Annotated in this window: 23 protein-coding genes; 15 read left to right on the plus strand and 8 right to left on the minus strand. The window is 32.7% G+C overall.

The window, feature by feature from the left end:
* Positions 1–15 precede the first annotated feature (15 nt).
* On the plus strand, positions 16–843 hold the full coding sequence (locus Q0787_RS07725; RefSeq protein WP_298901778.1) for an OmpA family protein: 828 nt from the start codon (positions 16–18) through the stop codon (positions 841–843).
* 132 nt (positions 844–975) lie between these two features.
* Here the strand turns inward: Q0787_RS07725 and Q0787_RS07730 are convergent, their stop codons facing one another.
* The gene (locus Q0787_RS07730) at positions 976–1,389 is read right to left on the minus strand and encodes a T9SS type A sorting domain-containing protein (RefSeq protein ID WP_298901779.1); all 414 of its coding nucleotides are present in this window, start codon (positions 1,387–1,389) and stop codon (positions 976–978) included.
* A 608-nt stretch (positions 1,390–1,997) separates the two neighbouring features.
* Here Q0787_RS07730 and Q0787_RS07735 point away from each other — a divergent pair.
* Together Q0787_RS07735 and Q0787_RS07740 are read left to right on the plus strand one after the other, a co-directional pair.
* Positions 1,998–2,288 carry a DUF3817 domain-containing protein gene (locus Q0787_RS07735; RefSeq protein WP_298901782.1) on the plus strand — a complete coding sequence of 97 codons (291 nt, stop codon included), beginning with the start codon at positions 1,998–2,000 and terminating at the stop codon, positions 2,286–2,288.
* Positions 2,285–3,529, plus strand: coding sequence for a mechanosensitive ion channel domain-containing protein (locus Q0787_RS07740; RefSeq protein WP_298901783.1), 1,245 nt, complete (start codon positions 2,285–2,287; stop codon positions 3,527–3,529). Before Q0787_RS07735 ends, Q0787_RS07740 begins: the two co-directional genes overlap by 4 nt.
* A gap of 1 nt (position 3,530) precedes the next feature.
* Here the strand turns inward: Q0787_RS07740 and Q0787_RS07745 are convergent, their stop codons facing one another.
* A complete protein-coding gene (locus Q0787_RS07745; RefSeq protein WP_298901785.1) occupies positions 3,531–3,920 on the minus strand; it encodes a hotdog domain-containing protein in 390 nt (129 codons plus the stop codon).
* A 131-nt stretch (positions 3,921–4,051) separates the two neighbouring features.
* On the opposite strand from Q0787_RS07745, the gene Q0787_RS07750 reads away from it, so the two are divergent.
* Entirely contained in the window at positions 4,052–4,666 is a 615-nt protein-coding gene (locus tag Q0787_RS07750) for an intradiol ring-cleavage dioxygenase (RefSeq protein ID WP_298901787.1), read from the plus strand.
* Here Q0787_RS07750 and Q0787_RS07755 read toward each other — a convergent pair whose 3' ends face one another.
* A complete protein-coding gene (locus Q0787_RS07755; protein ID WP_298901789.1) occupies positions 4,667–5,551 on the minus strand; it encodes a DUF72 domain-containing protein in 885 nt (294 codons plus the stop codon).
* A 114-nt stretch (positions 5,552–5,665) separates the two neighbouring features.
* Between Q0787_RS07755 and Q0787_RS07760 the strand changes: the two genes are divergently transcribed.
* The 3 genes from Q0787_RS07760 to Q0787_RS07770 all read left to right on the plus strand — a co-directional run bounded on the left by Q0787_RS07760 (position 5,666) and on the right by Q0787_RS07770 (position 7,622).
* Entirely contained in the window at positions 5,666–6,271 is a 606-nt protein-coding gene (locus Q0787_RS07760; protein WP_298901791.1) for a TetR/AcrR family transcriptional regulator, read from the plus strand.
* 52 nt (positions 6,272–6,323) lie between these two features.
* Positions 6,324–7,073: an SDR family NAD(P)-dependent oxidoreductase gene (locus Q0787_RS07765; protein ID WP_298901793.1), complete on the plus strand. Its 750-nt coding sequence runs from the start codon at positions 6,324–6,326 to the stop codon at positions 7,071–7,073.
* A 135-nt stretch (positions 7,074–7,208) separates the two neighbouring features.
* On the plus strand, positions 7,209–7,622 hold the full coding sequence (locus Q0787_RS07770) for a glyoxalase (protein WP_298901796.1): 414 nt from the start codon (positions 7,209–7,211) through the stop codon (positions 7,620–7,622).
* On the opposite strand, the gene Q0787_RS07775 is transcribed toward Q0787_RS07770, so the two are convergent.
* Entirely contained in the window at positions 7,619–8,299 is a 681-nt protein-coding gene (locus Q0787_RS07775) for a DUF2461 domain-containing protein (RefSeq protein ID WP_298901798.1), read from the minus strand. The genes Q0787_RS07770 and Q0787_RS07775 overlap by 4 nt on opposite strands.
* Before the next feature lie 235 nt (positions 8,300–8,534).
* Here Q0787_RS07775 and Q0787_RS07780 point away from each other — a divergent pair, with 235 nt between their 5' ends.
* From Q0787_RS07780 to Q0787_RS07790, 3 genes are all read left to right on the plus strand, one after another.
* Positions 8,535–8,759 (plus strand): hypothetical protein, encoded by a 225-nt coding sequence (locus tag Q0787_RS07780; RefSeq protein WP_230935659.1) that lies wholly within the window; start codon positions 8,535–8,537, stop codon positions 8,757–8,759.
* 132 nt (positions 8,760–8,891) lie between these two features.
* The gene (locus Q0787_RS07785) at positions 8,892–9,314 is read left to right on the plus strand and encodes a hypothetical protein (protein WP_298901799.1); all 423 of its coding nucleotides are present in this window, start codon (positions 8,892–8,894) and stop codon (positions 9,312–9,314) included.
* 106 nt (positions 9,315–9,420) lie between these two features.
* The gene (locus Q0787_RS07790) at positions 9,421–11,148 is read left to right on the plus strand and encodes a sodium:solute symporter family protein (RefSeq protein ID WP_298901801.1); all 1,728 of its coding nucleotides are present in this window, start codon (positions 9,421–9,423) and stop codon (positions 11,146–11,148) included.
* Between the two features lie 27 nt (positions 11,149–11,175).
* On the opposite strand, the gene Q0787_RS07795 is transcribed toward Q0787_RS07790, so the two are convergent.
* The 4 genes from Q0787_RS07795 to Q0787_RS07810 all read right to left on the minus strand — a co-directional run bounded on the left by Q0787_RS07795 (position 11,176) and on the right by Q0787_RS07810 (position 18,668).
* Entirely contained in the window at positions 11,176–12,036 is an 861-nt protein-coding gene (locus Q0787_RS07795; RefSeq protein ID WP_298901803.1) for an N-acetylglucosamine kinase, read from the minus strand.
* A 58-nt stretch (positions 12,037–12,094) separates the two neighbouring features.
* Positions 12,095–13,096 (minus strand): type I glyceraldehyde-3-phosphate dehydrogenase, encoded by a 1,002-nt coding sequence (gap, locus tag Q0787_RS07800; protein WP_298901806.1) that lies wholly within the window; start codon positions 13,094–13,096, stop codon positions 12,095–12,097.
* A gap of 53 nt (positions 13,097–13,149) precedes the next feature.
* Positions 13,150–14,136: a 6-phosphofructokinase gene (gene pfkA / locus Q0787_RS07805; RefSeq protein WP_298901808.1), complete on the minus strand. Its 987-nt coding sequence runs from the start codon at positions 14,134–14,136 to the stop codon at positions 13,150–13,152.
* A 137-nt stretch (positions 14,137–14,273) separates the two neighbouring features.
* On the minus strand, positions 14,274–18,668 hold the full coding sequence (locus tag Q0787_RS07810) for a translocation/assembly module TamB domain-containing protein (RefSeq protein ID WP_298901810.1): 4,395 nt from the start codon (positions 18,666–18,668) through the stop codon (positions 14,274–14,276).
* A gap of 112 nt (positions 18,669–18,780) precedes the next feature.
* Here Q0787_RS07810 and tsaD point away from each other — a divergent pair, with 112 nt between their 5' ends.
* From tsaD to Q0787_RS07835, 5 genes are all read left to right on the plus strand, one after another.
* Positions 18,781–19,803, plus strand: coding sequence for a tRNA (adenosine(37)-N6)-threonylcarbamoyltransferase complex transferase subunit TsaD (gene tsaD, locus Q0787_RS07815; protein WP_298901812.1), 1,023 nt, complete (start codon positions 18,781–18,783; stop codon positions 19,801–19,803).
* 47 nt (positions 19,804–19,850) lie between these two features.
* The gene (locus Q0787_RS07820; protein WP_298901815.1) at positions 19,851–20,297 is read left to right on the plus strand and encodes a hypothetical protein; all 447 of its coding nucleotides are present in this window, start codon (positions 19,851–19,853) and stop codon (positions 20,295–20,297) included.
* Positions 20,298–20,305: 8 nt separating this feature from the next.
* A complete protein-coding gene (locus tag Q0787_RS07825) occupies positions 20,306–20,632 on the plus strand; it encodes a TfoX/Sxy family protein (RefSeq protein ID WP_298901817.1) in 327 nt (108 codons plus the stop codon).
* Positions 20,633–21,217, plus strand: coding sequence for a hypothetical protein (locus Q0787_RS07830; RefSeq protein WP_298901819.1), 585 nt, complete (start codon positions 20,633–20,635; stop codon positions 21,215–21,217).
* A 160-nt stretch (positions 21,218–21,377) separates the two neighbouring features.
* Positions 21,378–22,175: a LytTR family transcriptional regulator DNA-binding domain-containing protein gene (locus Q0787_RS07835; RefSeq protein ID WP_298901820.1), complete on the plus strand. Its 798-nt coding sequence runs from the start codon at positions 21,378–21,380 to the stop codon at positions 22,173–22,175.
* Positions 22,176–22,200: the final 25 nt, after the last annotated feature.

Genomic DNA, 22,200 nt, shown 5'->3' on the forward strand with positions numbered 1-22,200 from the left:
ATAAACAAAACAATTATGAAACGAATTTCAGTAATCATACTATCAGCATTATTTTTAACAGCCTGTGTGTCTAAAAAGAAATACCTCGCACTAGAGCAAGACAACGGCGAATTAAAAAGTGAGTTAACAAAAACAAAGGTTGAAAAGGAAGAATTAGAAACTAAGTTTGCTCGAATCCAACAACGCGTAGATAGTTACAATTCTAAGATAAATGAACTGACAGAAGATAATAATGCAAAACTCGTATCTGTTGAGGGTGTTGTTGTTTCTGAAAATCAAAAAGAAGCCATGCGCGAGTCTTTAAAAAATGTTCCACCTGCATATATGTCAACGGCAAAAACATTAAAAGATTCGATGAATTTAGCATTGCAATTTAATCTGAAACAATCTATGGATAACATTGAAGAAGATGAAGATATTGCCGTTAATATTGAAGAAACAGTAGTGATGATTTCTATTTCAGATAAGATGTTATTCAACTCTGGAAGCTACAAAGTAAGTGATAAGGCAAATGATATTTTACAAAAGATTGCCAATGTTATTAATTCTGAAGAAAGTCTTGACGTTATGGTTGAAGGACATACAGATAATAAATTGATGAAAAACAGTGCTGCTGTAAAGGATAACTGGGATTTAAGTGTGCTTAGAGCAACCTCTGTTGTTAAAAAATTACAGAACGATTACAATGTGGCTCCAGAGCAATTAATTGCAGCTGGACGTAGTTTTTACCAGCCTTTAACAGATAATGATACTAAAGACAATAGAGCTAAAAACCGTAGAACAAGAATCGTTATTTTACCTAATATCGATAAGTTTTTTGCGATGATGTCATCAAATGAATAATTACTTGACCTATATCGTGTGGTTAATTAATCCATGAAAAGACTGCTGCTAGATACAGCAGTCTTTTTTTATTGAATAGAACTAAAAAGGCAACTCTTTACGAGTTGCCTTTTTATATTTAGCAATGCTATTTTATTTACCTCGTTTTACTACAAACTGCTTGCTTATAGTTTCTCCGTTGATTTTTATAATGAGATTATAAAGACCATCAGACAAGCGAGTAACATCAACTTTCACAGTATTATGTCCTTCATTTAGAGTCCAATCGTTTTGAATAGAAACCTCTCCTCTCATACTTGCAATGGAGTAATTCGCTTTTGTAGCGACAGGACTTTCTAATGAAATGTTTAGTATATCAACTGTTGGAACAGGATACAATTTCACTTTGTCCTCATCAATTTCCAAACTAGCATCTACAGCATCTCTATAACCAGAACATGAAGGTGGTCCATCTGGAGTTGGCGTTGTAGAACATCCATTTGATGGATACCAATCTACAAAGAATGACGATTGTATATTCTTAAGCGCAATGAAAAGTCCGCGCATTTTAGTTCTGTAGAAATACCCTGAGCGACTTACTTTGATACTTCGTTTAGAATAGATATTAGCCTCAATATTAACACTACCATTTATTCTTACATCTTTCTCTACATAGAATGTTGCTCCAACTAATTAGTTTTGAGTTACCAAACATATTAGACCATAAGTAACCGTATAAAGCCTTTTTAAAATTTGAGCCTTATAGACATTTCATGAATGTTTATTGTAAATTTTGGGAAATCAACGGAACAATTCTGTCGATTAATAGCATTTTAAAGTTAAAAATAAAATCTACTATTTGCACTTTTTGTGGATAAAAACCACGAATTAGTTATCATTTTCGATAAGGTGTTAAAAAAAATGGATGAATGAATAATTAATAAAATATACTACATCGTTGTAGTAAAAATTATCAATTTGATAATTTCAAACATTCAAATCAGTAATTTCATAATTTTCAGATAGTTTTCTAAAATTATTTATTTGTAAGTTTTGTAATTGTTTGCGTCATGGCTTTAAAAACTTAACTGATAAAGAGCATTTACCAAAAAAAATAATCAAATACTGTGGCTTTTAGTTCCACATGAGGTAATTTTGCAGGAAATTTATATCAGATGTCATTATTGAACAGCTTTAGGATAACTGCTCTATTAGAAGGAGTATCATATATACTATTACTATTTATTGCGACTCCAATAAAATATTTTGGAGACGACCCAACCTATGTTAAACTGCTTGGAATGCCGCATGGCATTTTATTTTTGGCCTATGTTGTTCTGGCCATAATGGTTTGGCAAGAACTTAAATGGAACACTAAGACATTGATTATTGTTTTATTGGCATCTATAATTCCGTTTGGTACATTCTATATTGAAAAAAAATATTTAAAGAATAAAGCATCATGATGAACTTTCGCCATGTCGTTTACGATTATTTTGTGTCGCTAGGATTAAGTGATACATCTGCTAAGTATTTAAATATGTTGGTACTTAGTATCTCACTATTAATCGTGCTGTTTGTTATTGATTATCTTATTAGAAAAGTTCTGGTAAATGCGTTTAATGCTTTTGCAGTAAGATCTAAAACGAGTTTTGATAATATCCTTGTTAAGAACAAAGTTCCTAGAAATATTGCACATATCATTCCTTTGTTAATTGCGATAGAATTTATTCCGATTATTTTTTCTGACTTTCAATATCTAGAAACTATAATAGAAAAGGGTGCTAAAGTATTTGGTATAGTGCTCACGTTATGGATTGCACGTAGTGTTTTAAACACCATTAAAGATTATCTCAAAACTTTAGATCGTTATAAAGACAAACCTATTGATAGTTATATTCAAGTCTTTATGATTTTTGCTTGGGTTATTGGGCTGTTCTCTTCTTTTGCAATCATTAGTGGCATATCATTTTGGAAGTTTGTTACGACACTAGGTGCCGCTTCTGCCGTTATTATTTTAGTATTTAGAGATACTATTCTTGGTTTTGTAGCCAGTATTCAAGTCTCTATAAATGACATGGTACGCATTGGAGATTGGATTACTTTTGAAAAATACGGAGCAGATGGCGATGTTATTGAAATTAATTTGGCTACTGTAAAGGTTCAAAATTTTGATAAAACCATTACCACAATCCCTACATATGCGTTGATATCAGACTCGTTTAAAAACTGGAGAGGTATGAGTCAGTCTGGTGGAAGGCGCATTAAGCGTTCGGTAATTTTGAAAGCAACGAGTATAAAATATTTAGATGACCCTACAATTGAAAGGTTAAAGAAAGTAGCGCTAATTACGTCGTATTTAAATGAGCGTCAGACTGAAATAAACACTTCAAATCAAGAAAAAAATATAGACAAATCGCTATTGATTAATGGGAGGAATTTGACCAATTTAGGTGTTTTTAGAAAATACATTCAAACCTACGTTGAAGGTCATTCTGCTGTAAATAAAGACATGACAATAATGACGCGTCAATTAGCACCTACAGCTCAAGGCTTACCTTTAGAAATCTATTGTTTTAGTAGTGATAAACGTTGGGAGAATTATGAATACATCATGTCTGATATTTTCGATCATGTTATGGCTGCCGTATCTTATTTCGATTTGGAGGTTTTCGAGTTTAACACTGGCCAACAGGCTTTAAGTTAATCTACTCCTCTATCCTATCTTTTACAAATTCTACCTTGGTTTTTCCATGAGGTGCAGGTTTTCCATCTTTGCCCAGATTAACCATTATAATATTATCGACAGTGAGAATAGTTTCTCGTGTCATTTTATTTCGTACCTCACATTTCATTGTTAATGACGAACGACCAAACTTAATAACTTCAATACCAATTTCAATAATATCTCCTTGCTTTGCCGAAGCCATGAAGTTGATTTCAGACATGTACTTGGTTACTATTTTGGAGTTTTCGAGTTGAATAATTGTGTATAATGCAGCTTCTTCATCAATCCAAGCTAATAGCTGTCCTCCAAAAAGGGTTTGATTGGGGTTTAAATCTTCTGGTTTTACCCATTTCCGTGTATGAAATCTCATCTTTTTTTATGTAAAGATTACCATTTATTAGCAAAAACACATAATCTGATGTTAATCTTTTTTTAAACTTTTCTTAATCAAGGTGGTAAACATATTTGAAATGGTATTTTTAAAAAGCTAAATCAATCAAAATGAAACATCTTGTCACATTATTAATAAGTTTAATACTCATTGCCAGTTCATGTGCACAATCGCAAAGCACTCAAGTTGGAGGATCATGTGAAGGTTGTGAAGCTGTAAACGATTATGGAAAAAAAACATTACAATCTATAGATACCATACATGGCTTTAAAACTGAAACCGATAAAATTAAAATTAATGGCACAGTGTATCATAAGGATGGCAAAACACCTGCAAAAGATGTTGTTTTATATGTGTATCATACAGATCAAAATGGTCGTTATCCAACAAACACGTCTTCTAAAGGTTGGGAAAAAAGACATGGCTATTTAAGAACTTGGTTAAAGACAGATGAAAAAGGTCGCTATACTTTTTATACTACAAGACCGGCGTCATACCCAAATTCTACTGTCCCGCAACATATACATATAACGGTAAAAGAACCGAATGTTAGCGCTTATTACGTAGAAGATTTTTATTTCTCTGATGATCCTAATATTACGCCAAATATTGTCAAAAGAGCTAAGCCTAGAGGTGGATCGGGCGTTATTACTCTTAAGGGTAATGCTAAGATTAAAACGGCCACGAGGGATATTATTTTGGGATTAAATATTCCTAACTATTAATTAAAATAACGTATTACTTTCTTCATTAGGCACTTTTAAATTTGAACCTAAAGTTTCATTTAATTTCTTTATAAAGTAAGCAGAAAGTAATGGAGATTCTTTCTCAATATTTTGGTGTATAAAAAAATCTATCTCCTTAATGCCCTGTTCTTTCCAATCTTTTAATCTAGTCACCCAATCGTCTAATCTGGTGTAATCACTTTCATGATTTGCTCCAACGTAACGCACAAATGCAGTTGGACTGGTCAATCTCATGTGCATTAAGTCACGCCTTCCAGCCGTGTCTACAATAACGTTAGAAATATTATTTCGTTCTAATAAATCATATAATTGATTAGAAACGGCACTATCATTATACCAATTGGTATGTCTAAATTCTATGGCAAGTCCTATTTCTTTTGGCCAATTTTCTACAAAGTGCACCACTCTATCAAAATCTTTAGGTGCAAAATTTGAATGCATTTGAAGGAAAATAGTCCCGAGTTTTTCTTTTAAGTTAATAGCACTATTTAAATAATTATCCACGACTGCATTAACCTCATTGAGTCGCTTCCAATGGCTTATTTCTTGATTTAGCTTTGGAAAAAACTTAAACCCATTAGGAGTTTTATCATACCATTTAGAAAATTGTTCTGGAGGGAAAATTCGATAAAACGTGGCGTTTAACTCAATAGAATTAAATTGATTAGAGTAATACTGAAGTTCATCCTTGGTTCCGCGAGGATAAAATCCTTTGAGGTCGGCTTTATTCCATTTAGCACAACCCACAAAAATTTCGGGAAAATTATCATCCTTAACCCTATTTAATACACCAGCAGTATCAATATGATCTTGTGGCAAACTTAAATCTAAATCTTGGGGATTATCAACACTTCCAAATTTCATATTATCGTTTTTATCAAAGATACTAGTTATAAGTGAAGTTTATAAACTCCTTTTCAATGGTTGATATTTAGAATAACAAAATTTTAACATCTTAGTATAAAAAAATGTTTAATTTTGAAACGCTCATTTCAAATAGATATGCCTAAGACAGAAACATTTAATAAAGATTTAGTAATCAGTCAAGCCATCGAGGTTTTTCATGATAAAGGTTACAATGCTACTTCTATGCAAGATCTTGTTGAAGCTACAGGTTTAAATAGGTCGAGTATATATAATTCTTTTGGTTGTAAACTTAGTTTGTTCATGGAATGCCTAAACGCTTACCAACTTAGATATCATAAGAAAAGTAATACGGTTTTATTAGATGCTAAAAATTCCATTGATGCTATAGAACTATTGTTCCATATGTACATGAATGAAATGCTTAGTGATAGTGAAGATCGAGGATGTTTGATTGCAAACTGCAAATCTGAAATGGCAAATCATGACGATAAGATAACATCGTTTTTAACTCAAAATCAAAACTATACTATAGATTTTTTCGAACAGTTGGTTGCAAAAGGACAACAAGACCAACATATAAATAGTAATAAATCTGCCAATGAATATGCATTGTATTTGTTTAGCTCATTACAAGGCTTTAGAATGACAGGTATACTTATTAGAGATAAAAAACATTTACAGAGTATTATTAAAACAATACTTCAAACTTTAATTTAATTTTTTTTAACCCTATTTGAAACGATTGTTTCAAATAAAATAATAATGTCAAATGAATACATTAAAAAACAAAGTCGCTATTATAACTGGCGCAAATAGTGGAATCGGATTAGCAACTGCAAAATTGTATCTAAAAGAAGGTGCAAAAGTTGTATTAGCGGCAAGACGGAAAGAGGCACTAGACACAGTAGCTAAAGATTTAGATGGTACATTTATAACTGTCGTGGCAGATGTTTCAAAACCTGAAGATAATGTCAACCTCATTAAAGAAGCGACCAATGCTTACGGAAACATAGATATTCTATTTCTTAACGCAGGAATTGCGCCTATATCCCCTACCACAGACATTACTGAAACACACTATGATGAGATATTCAACATCAATGTTAAAGGTCCGATATTGGCAGTAAAAGAGGCATTACCACATATAAATGATGGTGGCTCTATATTATTTACTAGCTCAATTGTAAGTCAGAAAGGATTTGATGGATTAGGCGTATACTCTGCAAGTAAAGGAGCAATTAGATCTTATGCGCGCGTATTAACATCGGAGGTGAAGTCTCGTAGTATTAGAGTAAATTCTATTGCTCCTGGCCCAATTAGCACACCTCTTTATGGAAAAATGGGGTTACCACAAGATGTCGTTGAAGATATGGGGAAAGGATTTGCTCAACAAGTACCTTTAGGGCGTTTTGGTACATCAGAGGAAGTTGCTAAAACGGCATTGTTTTTAGCCTCGGATGATGCCTCTTATATCAACGGTATTGAACTTGAAGTCGATGGAGGTTTGAGTCAGATTTAATTAAGACCTTAATTTTAAATTAAAGCGTAATGGTCTTATACCCATTACGCTTTTGTTAATAACACCGTTGACAACATCTAAAACCTGCCAGAAATTTCGCAAGCATAATGGCTATATTTAATAAAATTTAAAGCCATGAATGATCGATCTACCCACCTAAAATCTATACGCCCTGTCATTACTTCTGCACAAGTTAATGATTCAATGACCAGTGACGAGTGCTTTCAAAATGGGACTTTACGCCCAATTATTAAATTACAAAACCATTTATTAATTGCCGTTTTCAGGAATTACATTGATAAACGTAAAAATGTTTTTTACGATTTAAGTGTACCTAAGCAATTGGTCTATATTGAAAACGCCATTCATAAAGACATGAAGTTCAGAAATTCGGTTAAAGGAATGATAATTGGTCAGTTTACTATTGAAGAATACGAACTCTACATTCAAAATTCATCTGCATTGAATAAGCGCATGATGAATATTGTTAAAGATCGACTTGTAGCAAATATTCAGTTATTTTCTCAACCTTTGGCTAAAGCTATTTAGATAATAGATTCGCCATTTAAATTTGTGGTAAGTACATCACTCATATAATCAAAAAATGGTCTGATAGCCTTAAATGATGCATCAACATCATTAATAAAGTTGTCACTTACGACCTCCTTATCTGTATATTTTTTCGTAAAAATGTATTGCTTTTTTCTTATGAGGTCTATTGCGGGATGATCTTTGTCAAAATCTCTTGGTGCTGTTTTCAATTCATCACCAACAAAATCCCCCCAAATTGACTTAAACGTCTTATCACTTAAAATGTCACGTATCTCATTGTCGTCTTGCTCAAACTCTCTTCTAATTCTTAGTAAATCATCTTTATTTGGTTCCCAGAACCCAGTGGCTATAAATGATTCATTATTGGGCTGAATATGTAAATAATAACCTCCTCTCAATTCCGGTTTTTTTCTATGAAACGAACCACCAAAATGAGTTTTATAGGGTAGTTTGTTTTTTGAGAATCGCACATCTCTATAAATTCTAAACAATTTAAAATTATCAACAACATCGTGCTTATTTATGGTCTCATAGAGATATTTATAGGCTTCTTTAGCCTTCGTTTCATTTGATTTGAACTCTTTTTTATGTTCATTAAACCAGTCTCTATCGTTATTTTTTTCTAATTTTTTAAAGAAGTCTAGAATTTCTTTTGAGAATTTTGGAGTCGCCATTTAATTTTATTTTTTCAGCTTAAAAATACAAAAAAACTAAGGACCTCCTTAGCAGAGATGCATTAAAAATCTAAAAAAACTAGATATAATGTTGTTCTATTACCACATAGTTTTTAACTATGTAAACCACTGATTTATAGAGGATAAAATGATTAGCTTTGAATAATTAATAAATCACTTGCATATTGCTGTTTTTTTTACTAATATGCGAGACTATTACTACAAATATATATACATGGGAAGACCTCCAACAAGACCAATAAAATTCAGAGATGGATTCTACTTGGAAATACGAAACAAAGGTAAATCTACTGGAATCAAACTACATAGAGACACTAAGGAGCAGATGATGCGTACTATTAAAGAATATGAACATTCAAAGGATGTACTCATATTAGGTGAGTCTAAAAATGGAAAATGGGTCAATAAAACACCTGTACTTCATGTTGTAGAAGATTAAAGTTTTTACAAATTTTAAGTGTTAAAACTCAACTCAATTTTATATTAACTATGAAATTTAGTTGAGTTTTTCGTTTTTAATAGCCCTAATTTTTATAAATTGTTATGTTTAACTAACTAAAATCAATTAATCATGACAGATTATTCTAACAATAAACCACCCGTTTGGTTTTGGATTGTGAGTATATTAGCACTTTTATGGAATCTTATGGGTGTTGTCGCATATTTATCGCCACATTTTATGACAGATGAAATGATTGCTGAACTCGAGCCACAACTTCAATTTGAAATGGCTTATGAACATCCTGCTTGGTACACAGCACTATTTGCATTAGCTGTATTTGGGGGTGTACTTGGTTGTATTTCATTGCTCATACGCAAAAAATGGGCTTATTTTCTTTTTATAATTTCATTTATATGTGCTACAACTCAACAAATATATTATGTAATGGAAGTTAAAGGAACAGACAAGGTAATGCCTACACTAGTCATTATTGTTTGTATATTTCTAATATGGTTTTCAAAGAAAGCCATCTCAAAAGCATGGATAAAATAATATCCTAACCAACCTATTTTATCCTAAAAAGGCATTAGAGAATTCTAATGCTTTTTTTTATTATTTTAATATTAGATTTGTTACACTAACTTTTTAAAAACAACCCATGACTATTTCAACCTTAGACTGGATCATAATAATCTTTTTTTTATTGCTCTTTGCCGGAATTGGTATTTATGTCTCAAAACAAGCAGGTAAAGATTCTAAAGCGTTTTTTCTGTCTGGTAGAAATATGCCTTGGTGGTTATTAGGAGTAAGTATGGTTGCTACTACTTTTGCTGCTGATACTCCAGGTCTGGTCACGCAATTAGTAAGAGAAAATGGTGTGTCAGGAAATTGGGTGTGGTGGGCCATGCTCCTCACTGGAATGCTTACCGTGTTTTTCTATGCGAGATTATGGCGGAAAAGTGGAATAACAACAGATTTAGAATTTTATGAATTACGCTACAGCGGAAAAATTGCAGGTTATTTACGAGGATTTAGAGCCATTTATTTAGGCGTAATCTTTAATGTCATTACTATGGCTGGAGTCTGTTTGGCAGGCGCCAAAATTGCCAATATTTTATTAGGTATTTCTCAAGGTGAGATGTTGTTGTACTCCTCTATTATTGTAGTTATTTATTCAGCCTTTGGAGGATTAAGAGGTGTTTTAATTACAGATTTTATACAGTTCATAATTGCAATGATTGGTAGTATATGGGCAACCATATATATTATTAACTTACCCGAAATTGGAGGAACAACCAACCTTCTATCACATGTAAATGTTAGTGATAAGTTAGCACTTTTACCCGATTTTAGTAATACCGAAGCCTTAATTACAGTACTTATTATTCCTATTGCAGTACAATGGTGGAGCACGTGGTATCCTGGAGCCGAACCAGGTGGTGGTGGCTATATTGCACAGCGTATGTTGGCTGCAAAAGATGAAAAACATGCAACTTGGGCTACTTTATTTTTTAATGTTGCTCATTATGCTATCCGTCCATGGCCATGGATTGTTGTTGGTTTGGCCTCATTAGTTGTATTTCCAAACTTAGAAAGTATTAATCAAGCATTCCCTAGTCTATCTGCATCAATGCAAGGTGAAGATGTTGCCTATGCCGCAATGATGACCTATTTGCCTGCAGGTTTAATAGGAATTGTTCTTTTATCACTTATTGCTGCATTCATGAGTACAATATCTACACAATTAAATTGGGGAAGTTCCTATATTGTAAATGACTTTTACAAGCGATTCATAAAACCTGAAGCTACCGATAAAGATCAAGTTTTGGTAGGTAGAATTTCTACTATTGTATTAATGATTTTGGCTGCTGCCTTTTCATTTTTCTTGCAATCTGCAGGTGAAGTGTTGAACTTATTGCTTCAAATTGGTGCTGGTACTGGATTACTTTTTATTTTACGCTGGTTTTGGGGAAGGATAAATCCGTATAGTGAAATTGCTGCTATGATAATTTCATTTATCATTGCTGTTTTCTTCTTTATTAATGGTAAGATGGAAACTCCAATGATAGAACTTGCAGGTCATTGGCAATTGGTATTTGGTGTTGTGGTTACAACTATAGGCTGGATTCTTGTGACTTTGTTAACTAAGCCAACAGATGACAAAACGCTTCATTCATTCAATAGCCTCATTTTTGGTACTGATTCTAAATTTAAAGGTTTTGGAATGAAAATTCTAGGGTTTTTCTCTGGTGTTATAGGTGTATATTGTGCGCTTTTTGCTATTGGTAATTTTATCTATGGAAAAACAACGTTAGCATTTGGCCTAGTTGCAGGGGTTATTATTTGCGCACTATTAGTTAGAAAGGCTCTAAAATCTGCTCAATAATTTAAAATAAATGTTATGCTATGATTATTAAAGGGCGTTAATATGATAGGTCACTAAGCCTTCAATAGGTCGTCTTTCAAAGTTACCAACTGTAAAGCCTAATTCGTTCGCCACTTCTCGTATTTCGGTTTCTGAAAAGAACGCAATAGATCCTGCAAAATGTACAGGAATCGTTTTTAATTCTTCTTTATACTGAAAAATCATATTCTCACAAAATTGTCTAAATCCCTTTTTTATAAGATTTTTTATATAGACCGAATCTTTATTCAAAAACATAAATTCGGCAAAATTCGCTAGATAAGCGTTCGGATTTGGTTGTTTATAAAGGTTGTATTTTATATAATCGGCTTCTAAATTGTATTTATGGTCAAATGCTACTTTAATGTCTTCTGGCATGTTGTTATAATAGTAATCTTTCACAAGCTCTTTTCCATAATAATTACCTGAAGCATCATCCATAAGCGTATATCCTAGAGATATTACACGTTGATGCAATTTATGACCATCAAAATAACTGCAGTTAGAACCTGTGCCCATTATGCAAACAATAGCGGCTTCATTACTGTGATTAAGCGTTGCTCTTACAGCAGCCATAGTATCCTCTTGAACGTCTACTATTGCATTAGTAAAAACAGATTCTAAAACACCTGTTAAGATTAATTTAGGGTTAGTTGTACCACAACCTGCGCCATAAAAAAAGACATGTGTAACTTGGTCTTTAAACCGCATTAACTCATCACTCTTTTTTATGATTTTCTTAAGCTTCTTTTCTTTTAGTATTGCAGGATTAAGTCCTTTAGTTCGAATTTTCTCGTGAAGTTGTTCTCCATTACTATCTACCGCAATCCAGTCGCATTTAGTAGAACCGCTATCAGTGATTAAAATCATGATTTATTTTGAAAAAGAAATCCGCAGTGAGATTATCACTACGGATTTAAATGATTATTTATAACGTGTTGACTTTTTGAGCTAAGTCGACTAATTTATTTGAGTAAGCAAATTCATTATCGTACCAGGCTACCAACTTAAAAAACTTAGAATTCAATTCGATACCTGCATCGGCGTCAAAAATACTAGTACGTGTATCACTAACGAAATCTTGAGAAACAACGGCATCTTCAGTATATCCAACAACACCTTTCATTGTGGTTTCGGAAGCCTTTTTAAACGCAGCTTTAATCGCTTCTAGAGACGTCTCTTCCTTAGTTCTAACCGTTAGATCTACTACAGATACATCTGCAGTTGGGACTCTAAACGCCATACCTGTTAACTTTCCGTTCAATTTCGGAATAACCTTCCCTACAGCTTTAGCTGCTCCAGTACTAGAAGGTATGATGTTTACAATTGCTGAACGACCTAAGCGATAATTTTTTCGTGATGGTCCATCTACCGTTAACTGTGTAGCCGTACTTGCGTGAATTGTTGTCATTAATGCTTCTTCTAATCCGAAATTATCATCAACAATTTTCGCCATTGGCGCTAAACAATTTGTTGTACAAGACGCATTCGATACAATCTTATGATCTCCTGTTAATTCATTATCATTAACACCCATTACAAACATAGGTGCATCTTTACTTGGTGCAGAAATAACAACTTTTTTTGCTCCTGCTTGAATATGATAGTCTGCTGTATCTAAGGTTGTAAAAATCCCAGTACACTCTGCAATAACCTCGGCTCCTACTTCATCCCACTTCAAGTTTTTGGGATCTCTTTCGGCGGTGACTCTTACCGTTTTTCCATCAACAACTAAGTGACCATCTTTAACTTCAACGGTCCCATCAAAATTTCCATGTACAGAGTCATATTTTAATAGATACGCTAAATGCTCTACATCTAGCAAGTCATTAATTGCAACAACATCTACATCATCTCTTTTTACTGTTGCTCTAAAAACGATTCTTCCAATTCTTCCAAAACCGTTTATTCCTAATTTTAAATTTGACATCTTTTCTTTATTTTCTATTATTTATTATTAATTTTCGTTGAAATTAGTCGCTATTATGTAGACATAATATCAGACACTCGTAATAATTCCATATTTATTTCAGATTTACCTTTTACGGCTTTATCCAAAGGGGTTAATTCAATTTTATCACTTATTAGACCTACCATGTAGTTTGTTTTACCCTCGAGCAAACTTTCTACTGCTTTTACGCCCATTCTACTGGCTAGTACGCGATCAAAACAAGAAGGTGATCCACCACGTTGCATATGTCCCAAAACGGAGACACGTACTTCATACTCAGACATGTTTTCATCAACATAATCCTTAAGTTCAAATACATTTTTTCCTATTTTATCTCCTTCAGCAACAACAACAATACTTGAGGACTTACCCGATTGTTTACTTCGACGTAAAGATTCTAATAATCGATCGAGACCTAAATCTTCTTCGGGTATTAAAATTTCTTCGGCTCCTGCTCCAACACCAACATTTAATGCTATATGCCCAACATCACGTCCCATCACTTCTACGAAAAACAAGCGATTATGAGAACTTGCTGTATCTCTAATTTTATCAATAGCATCAACTACTGTATTTAAGGCTGTGTCGTAACCTAAAGTATGTGAAGTACCATATATATCATTGTCAATTGTACCTGGAATTCCAATAACAGGAAAATCGAATTCTTTATTAAAAATCATGGCTCCTGTAAATGTACCATCACCACCAATGGTTACTAAAGCATCAATATTGGCTTCGGTTAATTTTTCGTAAGCCTGTTGACGTCCCTCAGCTGTTCTAAAGGTTTTAGAGCGTGCCGATTTTAAAACGGTTCCGCCTTTGTTAATAATACCCTTCACACTACGAGCATTCATGGCTTTAAAATCGCCTTCAATCATACCTTCATAGCCTCGATAAATGCCAACGCATTCTATCTCGTGAAATGCACAAGTTCTAACAACAGATCTAATGGCTGCATTCATTCCTGGAGCATCTCCTCCAGAAGTCATTACACCAACTTTTTTTATCTTTTTTGACATATAAATTCTGTTTCAAAAAGTAAAGCTAGTAAACAAAAACAACAATAAAAATGGAATTGGACTTTATTTAACAGTACTACAAAAACTCAAACGTTTTCGTTAATAAAAAAAAATAATTTTGTTAAAAAATAGCTGAATTAATTGCCTTTTGTGTCCTTTTTTGATTTGATATTAATAAAGTCTGGTGTTAATTTTTCAAGGTCTTCATCCTTCTTTTCATCCTCTTTTTTCTTTTCCTTTTTATTTTTTCCAGAAAATATGATTTCAAGAAGTTCTTTAAATGTATCAAATTCTACATTATAAGTAATACCTGCGCCTTGTGTATATCCAATTTCTTCTCCAAAATTTCTAATGCTGTTTTCTCTGTTGAAAAAGGATGCTTTAAGTGTACCATCTTCATTAAGTAGAATATCAATTCTTACATCACCAGCAATTACCGTTTGGTCTACACCACCAATAGGTACACCAACTTTACCGTTAATTAAGATTCTATCACTAATTTTTGTACTTAGTGTAAGGTCTAAACGGTCTCCAGTCTGATATTCTGCCGTTTGTTCTCCCGGGTTAATACCAAAAGAAGCTTGAACTTTGTCATTACCAGTAGATAAAATACTATTTAAAAGATCATTTACTCTATCTGACACTGTACCATAGGCCTGTTGACCTAAGCCAATATCACTTTGAAATGATCCAGTAACTAAAAGAAATGTTCCTTGTGTAAAACGACTTTCCTTAGTCTCAAGTCTATAATCGAGCTCAGATTTTATAGTCGAATTTACGTTAGGAAAGTTAAAGGTGAAATCAGATTCAGGTTGTTCTAATTGTCCAACTAGATTAATTTCTACTTCAATTGGTATTTCTCTATTGATTGGATTATCTAATAATACAGATGGATTCGCATCTGTGGAATATATGGCAGTAAGATCAATATTGGCCTTTAATGGATCTCCTTCCCATCGAATACTTCCACCTGGTTCTACCTCTAATTTCTTTTGAACCAATCCACCATAAGCAAAATTATAATTACCCTCAACAATTTGGAAATCTCCAAACATTTGAAACTTTCCGTTAGTATTGATATCAAACAATAAATTTCCATTTCCCTTCCCTTGAATTGTACTCCCTTGGTTTTTATCAATCACAATTTCAATATCTGCATACGGATTAACAAAGAGGTTGAACTCGAGCTCAAGCCCTTTAATTTCCGTCGTATTTACAACCTCTCCTTTAAGACGTGCTTCTTTTTCTTCAGGTGTAATAAAATGGATATAGGAGTTCTCCCCATAAGTTTCATAGTCATTGAGTGGAATTTTAAATACAGTCCCTTCAGCTGTACTTCCGTTAAATTCTATCTTTAACTCATTTGTAGGACCAGTAATATCTGCAACTCCATTAACAAAAGCGGTTCCATAATACAATTCATCTTCATCATATTCAGTATCAAGGACCAGTAATCTATCGGTTTCTATTTTCAACCCTAATCTCCAATCTGAAAAATTCTGATGTGCAATAAATCCATTTAAAGTGGCTTTAGAAAAGAATTCTGAATCTGTAATCTCTACATCTTGAAAAATAAAGCGTTGTGACTCTAATTTTACACGAGAATCAAAATCGAAACTATAATCTATATTAAGGTATGGAATTGTTAATCCGGCATTATCTAAAAGTAAATCGCCATTAAATTGTGGCTCTTTTAAGCTACCTGAGACTTTAGCATTCCCAGAAACCAAACCTCTAATATTGGTAATTACGCCTTCTCCGAAAGGATCTAACGGATCTAATAAGAACTCCTCAAAAACGACATCCAAATTAATAGCATTGGAGTCCACGTCTATTGTTCCTTTGGCGTCTAACGACTTTAAATTATCATTTATAAGCGTCACATCAACATCATAATTTGTTAACGACTGGTTCCCTTTTACTAGTGCTTTCAGTTCACCTAGTTCAAAATCGTTTGCCTTTAATTCACTTATGGTCACGCTCGAATTTGGTAAATATACACCATCCTTTTGCAATACTTCTAGTTTACCATTTACGAGTCCTTCGAGAGACAAACTATCTATTCTTGGTGTAATTTTAGTGAGATCAACATCTGTAAAATCTAGTTTTAGATCTTTGTAATTATTACCATTCAGCACGCCTGATAACTCAATACGTTCATCAAAGTGGTTCATGACCATTTGGCTTATATCAAAGTTTTTAAAGTCTCTTGTAAATACAACCTTATGTTGGTTGTTCTTTTCTTCATTTAATGTCCACGTATTTCCTTTAAAAGTGACATCAGATTTTCTAAATCCGACAACAGATTTGTTGTTTTCGTCTATAGTATAGAACATATTAAGATCAAAATCATCGGCATTTTTCTTTCCGCCTTTAAATTCTGATTTAATAAATAAAGTATCTCGTTGCGTTACGTTAATGAGGCTAAATTTTGAGATGTCGTAATATTTTGTACTCAAAGTGTCAATTTCAACATAGGTATTAAATAATGGGTTGCTATTATCAATTAACACCGATATATCATTTGCAAAGTAGTCGAACAGCTTAATTTGAGGCGATTTAAAAGTTAAATTGAATTGCTTTTCGTCGGTTTCAATTCTTCCTTTTACTGTTGTATTAGGCCCCAACTCTATATCGTGGTAAAAGACTTCGACAATTTTATTATAAATTTTAAAATCGAATTCTACGTATTGATCTGTTTCTATTTCATTTGGAATATAATTGGTATAAATACTACCTACCGAATTCTCAACTAATTTGCCAATATCTCTAAATTTGAAATTACCACTCATTGTTCCTTGAATGATATCTGGTGAGTTTATAGTTAAAACTCGTTTATCTTTTTCAAACTTAGATTCTACCTTAAAATCTTTAAAATAATATTCATCATTTTGATTGATATAAGTAGTGTTTTTAAAGTTTAGCGTTCCGTAGGCATCATCAACTGAAGCCCCTTTCATTGAGGTCGTTACATTTCCTCTGAAAATAGAAATACTATCTTTTGTAATAAAATTAAGGGCTCTTAAATTGGCGTATTCCACATTGGCATTAAAATCGAAAGCCTTAATATCCTTTGATAAATCTGCCAAACCATTAAACTTAAATTTAAAGTTTTCATCTTTCGATTCTAACAAGCCATTAAAGATTTGATTTCCTAGTTTACCAGAAACATCAACATCTTTATAATCATAATCATTATATTCTATATGAAATACTTTCCCTGTAATTTGTGTGCTCAAATTATCTATTGTAAACCCTTTGCCATCTACATCCAAATCAAATGAGGTGGTATTTACTTTTGGATCATTTAATAAAGCGCCTAAATTGAATTCATCAAAAACAACATTCCCTTTGTAGCTAGCATTATCAATATCATCAACATGTGTCATATTCATATCTGAAACGATAAGACCAAGGTCAGTATTAATATTTAGATCGGCATCAATAGTAGAATCTGTTATAAAAGACGTTCCGGTAATCGTAAAGTTTCCAAGTTTTGAAAACACGCTAGGAATAGACTCACCAAGAATATTTGGCAACAATGCCCTTAAATCAAAATAATTAGATGTTAAATTATCAAAGCGTCCGTTCATCGAAAAATCTCCATCTTCCTTACTAAACAGGTTTTTAAAGTTTATATCTCCATAAATTCTACTTCTTCCGCTGGCATTAAGTTGAAGGTTTTTGGCATTTAAGTCGTTAAGCGTTCCTGAAAGATTAACATTTAATCTTGCTTTTTGATTTGCTCCAAACTCATTATAGAACGTATTGAGGTCGTTAAGAAAAACTTCAGAGTCTTTAAATCGGGCTGTAACTTTAACCTTATCTTCAAAATCTTTAAAATCCTCACGATCATAATCGAAACGAATATTTCCGAGGAGTTTAGAATTTTCAGTTTTAATACTTAAATTATCAAAACTCATATGATCTAAAGTATACTCGAAATCTGTAGACATATTTTTTACGTAGGCTCCACGACTATCTTCAAACTGTAATGTATTTATTCTAGCGTTGACATCACTCCCAGCAATCACAAAGTCTGTAGCGTTTATATTAAGATCTTTAAACTCTAATACCTTTTGAGTGCTTCTATTTTCATCTATAAGTCTAAAAGTCCCATCATAGATAGATACATCACTTGAGGACAATAAAAACTCGCTCTTCTCTTTTCTAGGATTATCTTCGTCAAATTTTGCAACAAAAATATCAAGATTAGTATCTGTTGCTCCTTGATACGTTTTGACATTAAAGGTCAAGTCCATAATATCAATATCTCCAAAGTTTAATTTGCCATTGGAAATATTTCTATAATTAAGGATAGATGTGTTAAGCTCATCAATAGCAATAAGGGTATCTTTTTTATAATCTTCAATATAAATTTCCTTAAGTTCTACATCTCCGTTAAACTGAAGTCCTACCTTACCAATATTGATGTTTGTTCCAAAGTCGTCATTAACCCTTTTAGTCACATATTTTCCTAATCGTGTTTGAACAGCAGGAATAGATAATACCAACACCAGAATGATGAACAAGAGCAAAATAATTGCCAATATTTTTGATACTATTTTTAGGAATTTCTTGATACGCTTTGAAAGTTATAACTTTGACCTCAAAATTAACAATTATTGTGCCTAATTTATATTAATGACATCACAAAATATATATATTCTTGCCATAGAGTCATCCTGCGATGATACTGCCGCTGCCGTAATGCATAACGGTAAAATTTTGAGCAACATTGTTGCCAATCAAAAAATACATGAAGAATATGGCGGTGTTGTGCCAGAATTAGCGTCTCGAGCGCACCAACAACATATTGTTCCAGTGGTAGATCAAGCCTTAAAAAAAGCAAGCATCAATAAAGAACAACTAAGCGCAATAGCCTTTACACGAGGTCCTGGTCTAATGGGATCTTTATTGGTAGGCACTTCATTTGCAAAGTCTTTGGCATATGGTTTAAATATCCCACTTATTGATGTAAATCATATGCAAGCTCATATTCTAGCCCATTTTATAGAAGAAGACGCCTTTGACAAACCTCCATTTCCATTTTTAGCAATGACGATATCTGGTGGCCATACTCAAATTGTTAGAGTAGATTCTCATTTTGATATGGAAGTTATTGGTGAAACCATTGATGATGCCGTTGGAGAGGCCTTTGACAAGAGTGGTAAATTATTAGGATTGGGTTATCCTGCAGGACCAGAAATAGATAGAAGAGCAAAATTAGGAAATCCAAAAGCCTTTACTTTTACCAAACCCAGAGTGGACGGACTTAATTTTAGTTTTTCGGGATTAAAAACGGCCATTCTCTATTTTGTTCAGAAGCAAGTAAAAGCCAATCCAAATTTTATTGAAGAGCGATTAGATGATATTTGCGCTTCTATTCAATATACAATTATTGGAATTTTAATTGATAAACTGAAGTTGGCTAGCAAGCAAACCGGAATTAAACATATTGCCATTGGTGGCGGTGTATCTGCAAACACAGGGATACGTGAAGCTCTAAAAAATGGAGAGCAAAAATTTGGATGGACCACATATATTCCTAAGTTTGAATACACGACAGATAATGCCGCAATGATTGCTATTGTAGGTCATTTAAAATATTTAGAAGGTGATTATGCCGATCAAAGTATAATGGCGTCTGCCAGATTAAAACTATAAGAATGAAGAAAGGTAGATACTTTGTAAGTACATCATTCTAGTTGAAAATGAAAAAACACTTTCCGCATATATATTTTTGGATAACAGCGCTCATCATTATTTTGATTGGTGAATTTTCACATATCTTTTTGAATACTGCTTTAGATTTTAATCTGCATGATACTTATTATGTTATAGCTACTAGACATCTTTCTACAACCCTAAGTATCCTTTATGTGTTAGCCGGCTTAATCTATTGGATGCTTAAAAAATGGAACATAAAACTGTATGTAGTTTTAACAAAAACCCACACTTATGTGACTATTGGGGTTGTTTTTTTATATCAAACCATTATTAGTTATTATACATTCATTAATCCACCAAACATCTTTAGTAATGATAACCAACAATTTTTAATTGCGACGTTGATTTTTTCGGCACTTGTTGTACAATTGTTTTTTATTGTAAATATTATTTTTTCAGTAATACGACATTTAAAGATTTCAAAACCTTAGAATTTATTATGGCATTCAATGAACAACTCGCTATGCGAATAAGAGAACAACTCAATTTATTTCCAGAAGATTTCACAGAAAAAAAAATGTTTGGAGGTTTATCTTTCTTATACAAAGGAAAAATGACAGTTGGTATTATCAAAGAAGATTTGGCGGTAAGAATTATCCAAAGTAAAATGGATATAGAATTAGCAAAAGATAGTGTGAGACCAATGGATTTTACTAAACGACCAATGAAAGAGTTTGTTTATGTGTCACAGGACGGCTTTAAAACAGAAACCGAACTATTACATTATATTGAACTCGGTCTAGAGCATGCAAAAAGTAAACTATAGATGGATGATTTTTACATTGTAGTTTTATCGGTCAACCAGTTTTTGGATGGGCTTTTTTTTGGTTTTTCTTTAATGATGATACTTGCCTTAATTGCATACTTGTTTTTTAAGAATGTTTTTATTTTTAATTTTATTCATCATGCTATCAGAGTGGCTAGAATTCTGGCTATTATTTATTTTAGCCTTTATTTATTGTCAACCATATCATACTACAGTTCTAGTGATTTTAAATTTTTTAGTGAAAGAGCTAAAGGCCCATATGCTTGGGTATATTGGCTCATGCTTTTACGACCATTATTATTTTGTGGTTTAATCCAATTGTTTTGGTTTAAAAAAATAAGATCAAAGATGCGTTATATTGGCTTACTAATATTACCAATTGCAATACTCACATTATTTTCTGGCGCAATGTTTGAAAAGTTGGTAATTATAAGTGCATCCTTTCATAGAGATGTCATCTCTGAAGGGTCTCAATTTGGCACAGATTTATTTTTTATTCTAGCATTACATATCATTGAAACCTGTGTTGTTTTTAGCGCATTAGTTTTTGTGAGTTGGATTATTAGAAAAAAAACTACATCCTAAATACATTATTCAAACGTTACAGCATGTAACATCAATCCAAACGCAGGCGTTATAAAATCCATAGGGCATGAACGTTATTTTATAAGTTTTTACAAAATTTTTGCATGTATTGTTATTGGTTACTAATTGAAGTTTTATTTTTAGCCATAATCTATTGCGAGTGAACACAAAATATCCATTTGACCCATCAATTAAGCACCATATCATTATTGCACTGGGTCTTGCTCTTTGGATTTTTGTGTTCTTATATTTTACCGAACCTCTTGATGTTAATGAGTTTGGAGATAAAGAAAAACTCATCTATTTGCCAATATATGGAGGCATTGGCGCTTTTTTATACAGTTTGGTATTACCATTTCAATACTGGTTATACAAAAAGGAGAAGTTTGTTTGGAAGCGATCAAGTGAAGTGCTTCTCTTAGCCATATTTATAACGATTTCAATTGCTATTTTACGGTTTTTCTATCTGCATTTTATAGTAGAATGGCATCCAAATGCATATGATTTTTGGTATCATTTAAAAGCCATTATGTTACCAGCCATTTTAACCATACTTCCTATTGTTATTATTGGTCGTTATGCTTTCGGAAAGTATAAGGATAAGAAACTTGAGGAACAAAAAATCGAAATTAAAGGAGAAGGACATTATGAAAGTCTGCGTCTTCAACTGAACGATTTAATAAGTATCCAATCATCAGATAATTATATTGAAGTCTTTTACTCTAGCGGAAATGTTCTCAAAAAAACACTCATTAGAAACAAGTTATTTGTGGTCGAAAAATCCTTTCCAGAATTGCTACGAACACACCGCAGTTTTATTGTTAATCCATTTCATTTCCAATCATGGAAAACAGAAAAGAGCAAACATTATTTAGAGTTATCTTTCCAAATCGAAGTGCCAGTATCTAAAACATACTTAGCGCATGTGAAAAGTCAATTAAATTTCACCACAGTATAAATGCATTTCACCACAAACGCCCATT

It is taken from the genome of uncultured Psychroserpens sp. (genome assembly GCF_947492715.1).
In the GTDB taxonomy this organism is placed as follows: Bacteria; Bacteroidota; Bacteroidia; order Flavobacteriales; family Flavobacteriaceae; genus Psychroserpens.

Bases quoted from the DNA above. Each gene is read 5' to 3' on its own strand.
- Q0787_RS07725 (WP_298901778.1), top strand. From the start codon at position 16: ATGAAACGAATTTCAGTAATCATACTATCAGCATTATTTTTAACAGCC.
- Q0787_RS07730 (WP_298901779.1), bottom strand. From the start codon at position 1,389: ATGCGCGGACTTTTCATTGCGCTTAAGAATATACAATCGTCATTCTTT.
- Q0787_RS07735 (WP_298901782.1), top strand. From the start codon at position 1,998: ATGTCATTATTGAACAGCTTTAGGATAACTGCTCTATTAGAAGGAGTA.
- Q0787_RS07740 (WP_298901783.1), top strand. From the start codon at position 2,285: ATGATGAACTTTCGCCATGTCGTTTACGATTATTTTGTGTCGCTAGGA.
- Q0787_RS07745 (WP_298901785.1), bottom strand. From the start codon at position 3,920: ATGAGATTTCATACACGGAAATGGGTAAAACCAGAAGATTTAAACCCC.
- Q0787_RS07750 (WP_298901787.1), top strand. From the start codon at position 4,052: ATGAAACATCTTGTCACATTATTAATAAGTTTAATACTCATTGCCAGT.
- Q0787_RS07755 (WP_298901789.1), bottom strand. From the start codon at position 5,551: ATGAAATTTGGAAGTGTTGATAATCCCCAAGATTTAGATTTAAGTTTG.
- Q0787_RS07765 (WP_298901793.1), top strand. From the start codon at position 6,324: ATGAATACATTAAAAAACAAAGTCGCTATTATAACTGGCGCAAATAGT.
- Q0787_RS07770 (WP_298901796.1), top strand. From the start codon at position 7,209: ATGAATGATCGATCTACCCACCTAAAATCTATACGCCCTGTCATTACT.
- Q0787_RS07775 (WP_298901798.1), bottom strand. From the start codon at position 8,299: ATGGCGACTCCAAAATTCTCAAAAGAAATTCTAGACTTCTTTAAAAAA.
- Q0787_RS07780 (WP_230935659.1), top strand. From the start codon at position 8,535: ATGGGAAGACCTCCAACAAGACCAATAAAATTCAGAGATGGATTCTAC.
- Q0787_RS07785 (WP_298901799.1), top strand. From the start codon at position 8,892: ATGACAGATTATTCTAACAATAAACCACCCGTTTGGTTTTGGATTGTG.
- Q0787_RS07790 (WP_298901801.1), top strand. From the start codon at position 9,421: ATGACTATTTCAACCTTAGACTGGATCATAATAATCTTTTTTTTATTG.
- Q0787_RS07795 (WP_298901803.1), bottom strand. From the start codon at position 12,036: ATGATTTTAATCACTGATAGCGGTTCTACTAAATGCGACTGGATTGCG.
- gap (WP_298901806.1), bottom strand. From the start codon at position 13,096: ATGTCAAATTTAAAATTAGGAATAAACGGTTTTGGAAGAATTGGAAGA.
- pfkA (WP_298901808.1), bottom strand. From the start codon at position 14,136: ATGTCAAAAAAGATAAAAAAAGTTGGTGTAATGACTTCTGGAGGAGAT.
- tsaD (WP_298901812.1), top strand. From the start codon at position 18,781: ATGACATCACAAAATATATATATTCTTGCCATAGAGTCATCCTGCGAT.
- Q0787_RS07820 (WP_298901815.1), top strand. From the start codon at position 19,851: ATGAAAAAACACTTTCCGCATATATATTTTTGGATAACAGCGCTCATC.
- Q0787_RS07825 (WP_298901817.1), top strand. From the start codon at position 20,306: ATGGCATTCAATGAACAACTCGCTATGCGAATAAGAGAACAACTCAAT.
- Q0787_RS07830 (WP_298901819.1), top strand. From the start codon at position 20,633: ATGGATGATTTTTACATTGTAGTTTTATCGGTCAACCAGTTTTTGGAT.